Here is a 12,936-nt window from a genome sequence, read left to right on the forward strand (position 1 = left end):
TGCTCTTGGCAGGCGATCAAGTCGAGAGACTATTGGAATATGTACCAAAGATACAGCGATGAAAGACGCCCCCGGGCAGAGAGTGCAGCGGTAGAGTCTATAAACGTACTTGCTACGTCTTTAGTGACGAAGGGTAGATAAAATCAAATCAAATCCCGAAGATTTCTCGTAATCATCGCTCATCGCCCAAGAAACAAAGCTCGCACCTTCTAAAGTGTTCAATATGAACCTTGAAACCCGGGTTACATCCAGTTCGGCTTTAAGCTCTCCTCGATCTTGACCCTGCTTAATATTTTCCTGGAGCCAAGTGAGATGGATCTCAAAGAATTCCTTTGTCATTTCTTTGAGGCTTTCAGGCAGGGCCATAAGCTCTGCGGCCAAGGCTCCACAGAGTGGAAGCATCCCGTTCAGGCTGCTGTGAGCGAACATCAAGGCGAAGGCATTCAGCCGGTCGACAACACTGACGTGTTCATCATTGATAGCGTCCAGCTGCTTTTTAAACCGGAACAGGTAGCTCTCGACGATGGCAATTGCCAAGCCTTCCTTGGTGGGGAAGTGATGATGAATACTCGCCTTTTTAATGCCGATGTCGTCCGCAAGGTCGGCATAGCTGAAGGCCGCATAGCCTTTCGTGCGCAGCAGAACCTCGGCGCTGGTCAAAAGGTCTGAACGTGTACTCATGATGCTGCATCCAAATTTATCATCCTGGCATCATAAATTAGTCACACCTCATAAGACAGCGTTCGCCGAACGCTGAACTGAGCTACCGATGTGATTGCCGATTTCGAGTGCATGCCCTAAGCCGCATGAACCTCCTCGAATAGCCAATCTTGAAACGCTTTCAACCTCGGCACGCTCGCATATTTTTTACACGGGACAACGTCGTGGCAAAGTAAAGCACCCTCCGATTACGGGGCACCTGTTCCCTAAGGGAAAGCCGGGCCTGGAACCCAATGATTAACAGTCGTTTGCTACCTGCCCATACGCTCCAGGGGGCTCTCAACAGCAACTGAATGCTGATGGTCCACTACCCGCCTCCTCACCGATGACGCGTATCGACATCGACCTCAACCGACATGCCCGGGCGCAGCGAAGACTCGAAAGGCTGGTCCGGATCAACAGATATGCGCACCCCGATACGCTGCGGTACCTTGACGAAATTGCCCGTTGCATTGTCCGGCTTGAGCACCGCGAATTCCGAGCCCGTCGCTGGTGAGAGCCGCTCGACATGCCCCGTTAGCGTCGCCCCTCCTAACGCATCAATCCTGAGCGTCGCGATCTGGCCGGGCGCAATAGCCTTAGTCTGCGCCTCCTTGTAGTTCGCGACTATCCAGTGATCAGCGGGCACTACCGACATCAATTGTGTGCCGTGGGTCACGAATTGGCCCAACCGCACGCCCACTTCTCCGAGCACGCCATCCTCCGGCGCCTGGATGACCGTGTGATTAAGATCAATCTGAGCCGCACGCAGTTTTGCCTGTGCCACCCGCACCTGGGCTTCCAGACCTTCACGGCCGACATCCACGGTACGCAACTCCTCCCGAGCAATCGACTCTTGCGCACCCGCCTGCTGTACCTCGGCCTGGGCTTGACTGAAATCGGCTCGTGCCTGGTCGCGCTCGCGCGTAGAAATGGCGCCATCCATGACCAACGCGTTTGCGCGCTGCATGTCAGCGCGGGCACGCAATAAGCGCGCCTGCGCACCGGCCATAGCTGCAACATGACTCTCGATGCCCGCCATGCGAGCAGCGTGCGCCTGCTGGTTGTTGGAGAGGTCGGCATTGGCGACGCCAAGATTGGCCGTCGCCTCATCTACCTGCGCCTGATAGACCTCATCGTCAATACGCACAAGGACCTCGCCTCGCTTGACCTGCGCGAAATCTTGCCCGGCCACCTGGACGATATAGCCGCTGACCTGAGGGGCAATCACCGTGGTTCGCCCCCTCACATAGGCGTTATCTGTCTGTTGCAGACCTGCGTCAAAAGGCGGCAACTTCCAGATGTACAGGACGATCGTAATAACGCCAATCGCAGCCAGCACCATGATGATGCCTTGCAAACGGCCCCGGGGCGGGGGCGACCAATGAAAAGCAGTGTGTTCAACATCCGATGGAACAGTCATGGAATCAGTCATTTACGTTCTCAGGCTCGCGACGGATGCGCGAGAGGAAAAAAGCCGACATCTGCAGATAAAACACATACATCGCGGTGCCAAAAGCCAGCACTGACACCATGCGAAAGACGTCATTGAATGCCAGTACGCTAGCCTGTTGCTGCAACGCTTGTCCTAGCAGCTTGCTGCTCTGTTTCTGGCGCTGTTCCGGGTCGGCTATATGACTCGAAAGCAACGCCTCGCCAATGCCGAGGCGCGCTACGACAAGGGGATTGGTGATCGGCGCACTGTCCGCCAGGCTAGCGATATGGGACTGGGTTCTGATGAACTCGTAGCTGCCCATTACAGCCGACCCTGCCAGGCTGCCGATACTCTGGCTCGCCCCGTACAGGACCACGAGCGTGATCATGTACTGAGGTCCCTTCGCGAACAGTTTGAGAAAGCCAAAGATCAAGGCAGGCCCGATGAACAGCGTCGCACCGAACCCAATCAAACACTGGCTCAGGTACAGTTGCGGCGCACGCGTGAGGCTGGTGGATTGCGAGTCCAGATACGCTCCCGTTGCGATAAACAAAGCCGCGACCATGACCTGCCAGGGGATACGTTTGGGCGACAACGTCAGGCAAGCGACGACGATCCCCATCAGCATCGACACCAGTACGCACGCAAACAGGACACGCAACTGATCGTTATTAAGCCCGCCCATTGATAGCAAACCTACCGAGCCGAAAGTCTGCTCGGCCAGCGATAGCCGAACCAGCAGCGCAATCGCAACAAAACGCATCAAGTCGAAACTGCCCAGCCATTCCAATTGCAACAGCGGCTGACGCCGACGTCGTTCAATGAACACCACCGTCACCAGCAACGAGATAGCCGCCACCAGCATCCAGCCGAGAAAGGGCGCGTCGGTCCACCAATAGCTCCGGCCGAGGCCAAGCACACCGGCAAACAGCAGGAAGGATGAAACCAGCAATACAATCACCACTGCGTCCGAGGCAGCAAACACGCTGGCCCTATCACTGCGTGGCAAAGGCACCGCCAACGTCACACCCAACACCGCCATACCAATGCCCAGATTCAACAAGTGCAGCCCCAGCCAATGTTCCGAGGCGAGAAATTCCACGGGAATCATGCGCGCCACCGGCGATCCTATCTGGGTAAGCCCTACGCTGATAATCAGGGCCATCGGCTGGGCCGATGGGGCTATGGCCTGCATCAGATAATAGGTACTCAAGGCGATCAACGTCGCGCACATCAAGCCGTTGATCGCCGTGGCAATGACCGCAGTTGTCAAAGTGGGCCACAGTAACTGCAGCACACAGGCAGCGATGTAGGTACCGACAATGCTTGCCGTGACCAAAGGGATTCCGAACTGCATCCGGGCCTTGACCAAGGTCAGGTTGGCGCTGGCATTGATCGCCAAAAAAACTGCCACCAACCATGAGACCTGAGCCGTGTACTCGCCAATAGAGCCAGAGATTACGCCTAGATTGCTCGCCACCAGGCCGTTGCACAGCGTCGTGCAGGTCCCGAGGAATAAGCCTACGACAAAATATATGCCACGCCTGGCCGGCGACAGCCTGGGCTTATAAGGACTGCCCGCCATCGCCGGTTTCTCGTCAGCTTTGAACACGTATTCAGCGCTGGCCATGTACAGGTAACGCCTTCTTTTGCTGTCGCTGCAGACGCTTCACGGTTGGGATGTCGGAAGGCTGAAGGCCATTACATAGTCACCGGTGTCGGGAGAATGCGCTGCCCCGCCTACGGAAATGACAACGTACTGTTTGCCCGTCGTCGGCGAGACGTAGGAGATCGGCGTGGCGCTGGCGCCGACCGGTAATTCATGTTCCCAGACGAGTTTGCCACTTTGCCCGTCGTATGCCCGGATGTAGTAGTCCTGATAACCGGCAAAGAATACTAGGCCGCCTGCCGTGGTCATCGTTCCTGCATAAGTTGGCATGCCCATGGGCATGGGCAGGTGTGATGCGATACCCAGTGGCCCCAATTGCTCTGTGGTGCCAGCCGGCACTTGCCAGGCCACCTTGTGCGTATTCAGATCGACCGCCGTGACGGTCCCATAGGGCGGCTGGTTGCACGGAACCCCTAGGGATGACATCCAGATATAAATGGCTTGACCGTAAGGTGTTTTCAACTGCGGTGACGGCCCATGTCCGCTCACCTCGATCTGGTGGGTTTTTGTCCAAGTATTGAATTCATCACGAGGCATCAGCCAAAAGATGTTCGGCACCCGGATATCGTTCATATAAGCCAGATGATTAACGGGGTCGTAGGAGACGCTACCCCAGTTGAATCCTCCGATATTGCCGGGCTGATCCAGCGCCTTGGTCAGACCGATCGGCGTGAAGTCGCCCTCGTAGCGCAGTTGCTTGAACATGATGCGGCACATGAGTTGGTCGAACATGGTTGCCCCCCACATCTTCTTCTCGGTGAGGTGTTCGGCACCGATAGTCGGCATCCCTACCGAATAAGGCTGTGTAGGCGAAAGCTTTTCTTCAGGTACCGCACCGGCCGTAGGCACGGGCTTTTCGACGACGTCCGCAATCGGCTCTCCGGTGGCGCGATTTAACAGGAAAAGCTGGCCACGCTTGGTGGTTTGCAATACCCCGGGGATGGTTCCGCCTTGGCCGTCAGGCAAATCGACCAGCGCGGGTTGAGAAGGCAAGTCGTAGTCCCAGATGTCGTGATGGACGGTCTGGAATTTCCATTTCGGGCGGCCCGTCATGATATCGAGGGCGACAAGGGAAGAGTTGTATTCATCCGAGTGCGGTGGTCGCTCCATGCCGAAAAAGTCCGGCGTGGCATTTCCCAGCGGCGCATAGATAAGACCCAACTGGTCGTCATAGGCAGCGGCGGTCCACATGTTGGGCGTGCCGGGCGTGTAGGTCTGCCCCGCCGGTGGCAAGCCGGTTATGTCCGGGTTGCCCAGGTCCCACGCCCATGCCAGTGCGCCGGTGCGGGCATCAAAGGCGCGGATCACGCCTGACGGCTCACCGCGGCTGTAGTTATCAACTACCCAGCCACTGATAATAATGTAGTCGCGCGCCACCAGCGGCGCGGAAGTCTGAAAGTAGAACCCAGGCTTAACGTCGCCCATGCCCTGCTTCAGGTCGACGACGCCGTCGCTGCCAAAACCTGGGCACTGCTTGCCGGTCTTGGCATCTAGTTCGATCAGGCGCGCATCGATGGTGGAATTGACGATTCGTTCCGCACAGACGCCATCAGCCGGCGCCTCCTTGAGCTTGTAGTAACCCAGGCCGCGGCAACGGTTCCAGATAGGAGATGCACTATGGGTATCGAATTTCCAACGTTCTACCCCCGTATCTGCATCGATGGCAGCAATGCGATCATCGGGTGTGCAAGTGAACAACGTATCTTCAATTTGCAATGGGGTGTTCGAATCCACGGCGCCCTTGTCCAACTGGATCTTCGCGCCGGTACGATAGGTCCAGGCCACTTTCAGGTCCTGAACGTTGTCACGGTTGATCTGCGTAAAGGGCGCGTAGCGCGTACCCGCAGTGGTTCGGCCATATGCGGACCAATTTGAAGGCGTGGTGTTTGTGGCTGCTGCAGTAAAAGGTGTGCCCGAGACAGGCGAGACGACACCATGTGGAGTAAAGGCAAACCCAAAGAACACAGCCGTCCCTAATAGCGCTAGTACACCCAGGCCGCGTATCCGGCGCCGGGAGTCCGCAGGCGACCAAGTGGATAACAGGAGCAAGCCGATGCTCGCCATCGCTGCCGGTACGAGCAGGCGTGGAAACAGCGCCCAATAGAACGTGCCTGACTCCCAGAGCGCCCATGGAACACTCAGCACGGCAACCGCTACCAGCAGCCATACTCCACAAACTTGCCTACGCCAAAGCATGACGCCAGCGCTCAGATAGGCCCATCCGGCCAGCACGTAATAAAACGATCCGCCAAGGGTTAAGAGGTAAGCTCCACCTGACAATAGCCCCAGCCCCATCAAGGCAACTAGGCTGGCAAAAATACGATTTATCGAGGTCACAGTTGAACTCCTATACGCTAAATGGCTCTCAGACTTGGTGATGATAGTGTTAGTCTATTAATTTTAGCCATGCCATATGGAGCAACTATACATTGCATAAAAGCAACGCCATGTGGAGCGAATACCACACCTTCCTCGTTGCCGCGCAAACATTGAACTTCAGCCGTGCGGCTGAACGGCTTGGGCAGAACACTTCAAGCATCAGTCGCGCCGTGACCCGGCTGGAGGAGCACCTGGGTCTGCGCTTGTTCAATCGGATGCCCTCTATGCGATTGACGGACCCGGGCGAGCGGCTCTATAGCGAAATCGCGCCCTTGTTCGAAGGCCTTCAGGAGGTTGAAAGCGCGATCAAGTCGGATGATGGAAAAATTAGAGGACGTATCCGGGTCGTCGGATCGCCCGAGGTTGTGCACTGGTTTATCAACCCGGCTATCGCTCGAATGCTGGAAGAACAGCACGAAATTCATTTTGAAGTGGAGGCCAGCACACGCGTGCCAAACCCCATTGAAGAGCCAGTGGATGTCTACTTCAGTCATCGCCGCGCCGAAGTGATTAACAAGTCGCTGGTTGCTCGGCCAATCTGTTCAATGCCACAAGGGTTATTCGCTTCTCCCCTGTTACTGGCCGGCAGGAAACCTCCCCGTGTACCGGACGATCTCCTGCAATGGCCCTGCCTTGGGCGTCAGGGAGAACCCGAGTGGGAGCTCATCGACCCCCAAGGACATAAACACCTGATGCCGGTGCAAGCCATCCTGCTTGCCACACCGAACGATGCGCGCATGGATCTTACTCTGCGCGGACTTGGCATCGCGCAGTTCAATTTGCCCAGCGCCAATGAGGCCGTTGAGAGCGGAAAACTGGTACGTATTTTACCTGGCTATACCCTCCAGAACATGTCGTTGTATGCTTTTCTACTGTCACGGCGCTTGATTCCGCAGGCGGTGCAGATCTTTCTGCGCTATACCACGGAAGAGGCAAAAAAATACTTTCCCGATTGAGTCCTGACTTGATATCGGTTCGTTAGGGCAGATGACGTACGACCTTAATAATCTTATAGCCTCCTATTCGTTGCATAACCGAGTAAAAACACTATGGGCAATTACTTACATCATGTTCTTATTGGACTATTAGCCCTGCTTCCTATGGCCAATCCTCTAACTAGCATCTCCCTTTTACTAGGCCTTGGAGGAAAGCTGCCTACAGTAGAGCGTAACCGGCAAATCCTGAAGGCAAGCTTATATGTAGCTCTGATTATGTTTGTCAGCTTCTACGGAGGCAGCCTGGTAATGCAGGTATTCGGAATATCTGTCCCCGGCTTGAGAATAGCCGGAGGCCTGATCGTTACCTACATCGGTTTCGCCATGCTTTTTCCAGCAACGACACCTGACGAAACAGAGGTTCAGAAAGATTTCCTTTCAGAGAAAGAGAAATCAACCCCACATTTCCGCGATCTGTCATTTGTACCTTTAGCTCTTCCTGGTGCAGCAGGCCCCGGCACGATAGCGTTGCTTATCAGCTCCGCCTCTACCCTGCAGTCGACCTACCAGACCCTGCCACTCGTCATTCACCTTGCAGCCGCAACCGTATTCATCATTACTGCGCTTATTTTCTGGATAGCTTTACGATGTTCGGGGCGAATCATGAAAGTGCTTGGTGAGTCAGGAATCGATGCAATTTCCCGAGTCGTTGGTTTTCTACTGGTTTGTATGGGCGTTCAGTTCGTTATCAATGGTGGTTTTGAGTTAGCGTCTACACCTATGCACTGATCATAGTTCTCATAATAGTGAATTATTAAAGGCCGTTGATATTCCCGCGGCCACATTCGCTAGCACCAGGTGAATGGGTGTTCCTACGCCTATGGAGAACTGACGCCTTGCCCCCCTCAGGAAGCTAGGGGGCCAGACTCGGACAAAATCAACATTGGCCAGTTACGACTAGCCCCACTACAAAACAATGGTTAGTGCGCTGTGAACCAGTTGGGGTGTAGCACCGGAAAATGTTCCTTCAGCCAATCCACAAATGCCTCGACCTGAGGCGCAAGATGCGTTCTGCTTGGATAAAGCACGGAAACCAGGCGAGGCTTTGGACGAAATGCCTTGAGCACTTCGATCAGTTCTCCGCTTGCGAGGAATGTCTCAACGGCAATTCCAGGCGCTTGAACAATGCCGAAGCCTGCAACACCGCATTGAACGTAGGCATTCGACTCATTCACGGTGATTCCACGCCGAGGCGTATGTGGACGATCTTCGCCGTCTACCGAGAAGTGCCAAGGCAGCGGTCTGTTATTTTGACCGGAAAGGAAGCTGACACATTGGTGGTCTACTAGATCTTGTAGGGTTATGGGTGCACCGCAGGCTTGGAGATAACCTGCAGACGCACAGGTCACCATGGTGGCGGTGCCAATTTCTCTAGCCACTATGCTTGAATCCGGAAGTTCACCCATTCGCAATACACAGTCGATGCCCTCGGCTACGAGATCTACCGTACGGTCGGTCACGCCTAGCACAAGCTCGATGTCGGGAAATGCCTCGGTAAACCTCCTAAGGCTTTCCATGAAGCTGTGCTGGGAAAATGCAGTAGGGATGTCAATTCGAAGCCGCCCTCGCAACGTCGATCCACTACGGTCGAACATGGAAGTGGTTTCTGCGATGGTTGCTAAAATCTCTTTGACGCGTTCGTAAAACCGCTCTCCCTCAGCAGTCAGTTTTACTTTACGCGTAGTGCGCTGGAACAGACGGACACCCAGCGAGGCTTCCAGATCCTGAATGGTGCGTGTGACGTGCGGTCGCCCGGCCTGCATTGCCTCAGCGACTTTGGTGAAGCTCCCCAACTCCGCTAGCTTGGCGAATACTTGCATCGACTGTAGAAGCTCCATAAGTCTCTTCTCGGGAAGCGAGTTAACTGGATGATTGTTGCTTATCAGGATAACAATCCTGTTGCTTTCTGCACATTTATCTAGGGCCGCGAAACCTTAACAATGTCCTCAGCGTAAAGGAGGAGCTTTGCTCCCCTGCACATTCAAAATTGTTGGAGACAGAAAATGAAAGCGTGGCTTCTAAAAGATTTCGGCTTGGATAATCTCGTGCAGGGCGAAACGGAAACCCCCGTGCCCCGAGCGGGTGAGCTGCTGGTTAAAGTAGGCGCTGTATCACTCAATTTCCGGGACAAGGCCATCGTTGACGGCATCTATGAACCTCACATGGTGCCCAAGCCGCTGATCCCCGTCAGCGATGCGGCGGGAACTGTCGTGGCAGTAGGTGAAGGTGTCAGCCGCTTTGCTATCGGAGATCGGGTCAACTCACACCTCTACTCCCGTTGGTTGGACGGCATGCCTGGGCCAGATGAACCCAACTACTGCTTCGGCTCGCCATTGCCTGGTGGTCTGGCGCAATACATGATCATCCATGAAGACAGCGCGGTACGTGCCCCCGACAATATGTCTGATGAGGAAGCAGCGACCCTTCCAATTGCTGCTCTGACGGCGTGGTATGCGCTCGTCGACTATGGCCAGATAGAGGCCGGCCAAACCGTTTTGGTTCAGGGTTCTGGAGGTGTTTCTGTTTTTGCAGCACAAATTGCTACCGCTTTGGGAGCCAAGGTTATCGTCACCTCCAGCCGTGATGACAATCTGGAAGCTGTAAAAAAACTGGGCGCGGTTGCGGGTGTGAATTATCGCACCACCCCTGAGTGGGCAGAGGAAGTTCTGAAGCTCACTGACGGCAAGGGAGTGGATCTGCTGCTGGATGTGGCGGGCGGGGACGGCATCAACCAATCGATTGCTGCGACAAAGGCAGGTGGACGTATTGCACAGATCGGCTTTCTGACAGGCCAGACCTCCGCCTTGAACCTGATGCCTATGATTTTCCGGCAAACAACGATTCGCGGCATAGCCGTTGCTCCACGCTCGTCATTTGACCGAATGAACGAATTCTTGAACGAGCACAAGATTCGCCCGGTAATCGACCACGTGTATCCATTCGATCAAGCACGCGAAGCGTACGAACATCTGGCCAGAGGCGCCTTTGGTAAGGTAGTAATCAAAATCGCGTAGGACCCAGCCGCTTCAATCTCACTCGCCCGCTGCAACGGCAGGCGCGTGAGCACGGCCTTCAAATAAGCATGCGGATCATGCCCGCTGATGGCGCCATACGAAGCGCGCTAAGCGTCTGGATTGCCGGGTCAAATTCAAGGCAAAAAAAAGCCTGCATCTCTGCAGGCTTTTCTCTATCTGGCTCCACGACCTGGACTCGAACCAGGGACCCAATGATTAACAGTCATTTGCTCTACCAACTGAGCTATCGCGGAATGCGCCGTATGTTACTGATTAAAAAGAAGAAGTCAAGCGCCATCAGAAATTTTCCGCAAATCCCCCCCCTGTTCGCTTGAATACGACGGTTCCCTGGCCAGTTCCAACCAGGCCCGCGCTGCCGGTGGCAGGTGGGCGCTGGCGCGCCAGGCCAGGGCGATGTGCCAATCGGTGTGGGGCTCGTCCAGGGGGATCAAGGCGATGCCGGGGTGTTGGTGTTTGTGCGCCAGCATCCGGGGCAGGAAGGCGACGCCCAGCCCGGCGGTGACCAGGTCGACGATAAAGTCTATTTGCCCACTGCGAGCGGTGACTTTAGGTGTCACGCCTTTACGTTCGCAGGCGCTGAGGATCTTGGCGTTGAGGGCAAAGCCGGCTTCGAACAGGATGAACGGCGAGTCGGCCAGGTCGGTGAAGTCGATGCGCTTGCGCCGGGCCAATGGGTGGCCCATGGGCAACACGGCGATCAATGGCTCGTTGCGCACCGGTTGGTAGTCGAAGCCTTCATCAACCGGTAGCAGCAAGGCGGCGAGGTCAACCTCCCCCGCTTCCAGGCATTCGCGCAGCCTTTTACTGCCGTATTCGGTCAGTTCGATGTCGATGCCCGGGTAGCGGCTGCGGTAAGTGGCAAACATGGCCGCGAACAGCACGCCGCACCCTACCGGCGGCAGACCGATGCGCAGCACGCCGCGCTTGAGACCGCGCAGGTCGTTGATTTCAGCCATCAGGTCGGTGCGTTCGGCGAGCATTACCAAGGCGCGGCGGTAGGCAATTTCGCCGGCGGCGGTGAGTTCGTTCTTGTGGCCAAGGCGATTGAGCAGCGGCATGCCTAATTCGTCCTCAAGGGTCTTGACCGCTTTGCTGACGGTGGACTGGGTCAGGGCAACCACTTCGGCCGCCTGGGAGAACCCACCCTGGCGCACCACTTCGACAAACGCACGCAGTGTTCGTAGGTTCATCAGTATTCCTGTAACGACTGGATGGAAGTGATAAAAGTTGTTTTCATCATGGCATAACTTTGCTTAGGGTGTAGCACTTTGCCCTGTGGAGACACCGTCGATGATCATCTCGTCCGCTTCCGACTACCGCGCTGCGGCCAAGCGCAAGTTGCCGCGCTTTCTGTTCGATTACATCGACGGCGGCGCCTACGCCGAGCACACGCTGCGCGCCAACAGTTCGGACCTGGCCGAGATCAGCCTGCGCCAACGCATCCTGCGCAATGTCGACAACCTGAGCCTGAGCACCCATTTGTTCGGCACGGAACTGGCGATGCCGGTCATCCTCAGCCCCGTCGGGCTGACCGGCATGTATGCGCGACGCGGTGAAGTGCAAGCAGCCAAGGCGGCGGCCAACAAAAACATCCCTTTTTGCCTGTCGACAGTGTCGGTGTGTTCGATTGAGGAAGTGGCCTCGCAAAGCCCGCAGTCGATCTGGTTCCAGCTGTATGTGCTCAAGGATCGCGGCTTCATGCGCAACGCCCTGGAGCGGGCGCAGGCCGCCGGGGTGACAACGCTGGTGTTCACCGTTGACATGCCGACACCGGGCGCACGCTACCGTGACGCTCACTCCGGTATGTCCGGCCCCTACGCGGCGCAGCGGCGCATGTTGCAGGCAGTGACCAAGCCGCAATGGGCCTTCGATGTGGGCTTGATGGGCCGCCCCCACGACTTGGGCAATATCTCCAAATATCTGGGCAAACCCACCCACCTGGAGGACTACATTGGCTGGCTGGCCAACAACTTCGACCCGTCGATCAGTTGGAAAGACCTGGAATGGATCCGCGAATTCTGGAAAGGCCCGATGATCATCAAGGGCATCCTCGACCCGCAGGACGCCAAGGACGCGGTGAGTTTCGGGGCCGACGGCATCGTGGTCTCCAACCATGGCGGACGCCAGCTCGACGGGGTGCTCTCCACGGCCAAGGCGTTGCCGCCGATTGCCGAAGCGGTAGGCGATGACCTGACCGTGCTGGTGGACTCGGGCATTCGCTCCGGGCTCGACGTGGTGCGCATGCTAGCCCTGGGTGCCAAGGCGTGCCTGCTAGGGCGTGCCACCGCCTATGCGCTGGCCGCCGAGGGCCAGCATGGGGTAGAGAACCTGCTGGACATCTTCGCCAAGGAAATGCGCGTGGCCATGACCCTGACCGGGGTCACCTCCATCGCGCAGATCGACCGTACCACCTTGGTCTAGTAGTGATGAGGGATGGTGTACGTTGTGTGCGGATAACCGAAGCGTTGTTTATTTGCGACAAACAACTCGCCCCACCGAAACAGTAAGGTTAACCGGGCCGGCAGTAATGCCGGCCCCAATCAGCCAAATAACTGGCGCCATGCTTTAACAGACTTTTCTTACTTAAAAATTAGTTAATTGATTTATAAGGATTTTTACCAACCAAATACACTTGGCATGAATCTCGCTCCAGTACTGTTCAAGCAGGTTCGGCGATGACAAGACGTGCGGCAGTGCCCCGGGGTTATAACCCAAAGAAAAGCG

At 56.0% G+C, this 12,936-nt stretch carries 10 protein-coding genes and 1 tRNA gene; 4 read left to right on the plus strand and 7 right to left on the minus strand.

All coding sequences use genetic code 11. The features are described from left to right. Positions 1-120: 120 nt before the first annotated feature. The 4 genes from MHH62_RS15015 to MHH62_RS15030 form a co-directional block, all read right to left on the minus strand. Positions 121-681 (minus strand): TetR/AcrR family transcriptional regulator, encoded by a 561-nt coding sequence (locus MHH62_RS15015; RefSeq protein ID WP_038450970.1) that lies wholly within the window; start codon positions 679-681, stop codon positions 121-123. Between the two features lie 358 nt (positions 682-1,039). Beyond that, entirely contained in the window at positions 1,040-2,134 is a 1,095-nt protein-coding gene (locus MHH62_RS15020; protein ID WP_038450971.1) for an HlyD family secretion protein, read from the minus strand. Further along, complete coding sequence (locus tag MHH62_RS15025) at positions 2,127-3,764, minus strand: hypothetical protein (RefSeq protein ID WP_019817521.1); 1,638 nt, start codon at positions 3,762-3,764, stop codon at positions 2,127-2,129. The genes MHH62_RS15020 and MHH62_RS15025 overlap by 8 nt, the downstream gene beginning before the upstream one ends. A gap of 39 nt (positions 3,765-3,803) precedes the next feature. Continuing rightward, positions 3,804-6,140 (minus strand): membrane-bound PQQ-dependent dehydrogenase, glucose/quinate/shikimate family, encoded by a 2,337-nt coding sequence (locus MHH62_RS15030; protein ID WP_339231246.1) that lies wholly within the window; start codon positions 6,138-6,140, stop codon positions 3,804-3,806. Positions 6,141-6,232: 92 nt separating this feature from the next. Between MHH62_RS15030 and MHH62_RS15035 the strand changes: the two genes are divergently transcribed. Beyond that, positions 6,233-7,138: a LysR family transcriptional regulator gene (locus tag MHH62_RS15035; protein ID WP_014719245.1), complete on the plus strand. Its 906-nt coding sequence runs from the start codon at positions 6,233-6,235 to the stop codon at positions 7,136-7,138. A 93-nt stretch (positions 7,139-7,231) separates the two neighbouring features. Beyond that, entirely contained in the window at positions 7,232-7,906 is a 675-nt protein-coding gene (locus MHH62_RS15040) for a MarC family NAAT transporter (protein WP_137270653.1), read from the plus strand. Between the two features lie 191 nt (positions 7,907-8,097). Here the strand turns inward: MHH62_RS15040 and MHH62_RS15045 are convergent, their stop codons facing one another. After that, on the minus strand, positions 8,098-8,997 hold the full coding sequence (locus MHH62_RS15045; protein ID WP_166405927.1) for a LysR family transcriptional regulator: 900 nt from the start codon (positions 8,995-8,997) through the stop codon (positions 8,098-8,100). 183 nt (positions 8,998-9,180) lie between these two features. Between MHH62_RS15045 and MHH62_RS15050 the strand changes: the two genes are divergently transcribed. Further along, positions 9,181-10,191, plus strand: a complete 1,011-nt coding sequence (locus tag MHH62_RS15050) for an NAD(P)-dependent alcohol dehydrogenase (protein WP_014719248.1) — start codon at positions 9,181-9,183, stop codon at positions 10,189-10,191. A 178-nt stretch (positions 10,192-10,369) separates the two neighbouring features. On the opposite strand, the gene MHH62_RS15055 is transcribed toward MHH62_RS15050, so the two are convergent. After that, positions 10,370-10,445 (minus strand) — tRNA-Asn (locus MHH62_RS15055). 33 nt (positions 10,446-10,478) lie between these two features. Next, positions 10,479-11,402: a LysR family transcriptional regulator gene (locus tag MHH62_RS15060; protein ID WP_103452180.1), complete on the minus strand. Its 924-nt coding sequence runs from the start codon at positions 11,400-11,402 to the stop codon at positions 10,479-10,481. 100 nt (positions 11,403-11,502) lie between these two features. Between MHH62_RS15060 and lldD the strand changes: the two genes are divergently transcribed. Next, positions 11,503-12,633, plus strand: coding sequence for an FMN-dependent L-lactate dehydrogenase LldD (lldD, locus tag MHH62_RS15065; RefSeq protein ID WP_014719250.1), 1,131 nt, complete (start codon positions 11,503-11,505; stop codon positions 12,631-12,633). Positions 12,634-12,936: the final 303 nt, after the last annotated feature.

The organism is Pseudomonas sp. FSL L8-0168 (assembly GCF_037976155.1).
GTDB classification, from domain to species: domain Bacteria; phylum Pseudomonadota; class Gammaproteobacteria; order Pseudomonadales; family Pseudomonadaceae; genus Aquipseudomonas; species Aquipseudomonas paracarnis.

What these genes read in the sequence shown, in the direction of transcription:
- MHH62_RS15015 (WP_038450970.1), bottom strand. Translation starts at nt 681, where the DNA reads ATGAGTACACGTTCAGACCTTTTGACCAGCGCCGAGGTTCTGCTGCGC.
- MHH62_RS15020 (WP_038450971.1), bottom strand. Translation starts at nt 2,134, where the DNA reads ATGACTGATTCCATGACTGTTCCATCGGATGTTGAACACACTGCTTTT.
- MHH62_RS15025 (WP_019817521.1), bottom strand. Translation starts at nt 3,764, where the DNA reads ATGGCCAGCGCTGAATACGTGTTCAAAGCTGACGAGAAACCGGCGATG.
- MHH62_RS15040 (WP_137270653.1), top strand. Translation starts at nt 7,232, where the DNA reads ATGGGCAATTACTTACATCATGTTCTTATTGGACTATTAGCCCTGCTT.
- MHH62_RS15045 (WP_166405927.1), bottom strand. Translation starts at nt 8,997, where the DNA reads ATGCAAGTATTCGCCAAGCTAGCGGAGTTGGGGAGCTTCACCAAAGTC.
- MHH62_RS15050 (WP_014719248.1), top strand. Translation starts at nt 9,181, where the DNA reads ATGAAAGCGTGGCTTCTAAAAGATTTCGGCTTGGATAATCTCGTGCAG.
- MHH62_RS15060 (WP_103452180.1), bottom strand. Translation starts at nt 11,402, where the DNA reads ATGAACCTACGAACACTGCGTGCGTTTGTCGAAGTGGTGCGCCAGGGT.
- lldD (WP_014719250.1), top strand. Translation starts at nt 11,503, where the DNA reads ATGATCATCTCGTCCGCTTCCGACTACCGCGCTGCGGCCAAGCGCAAG.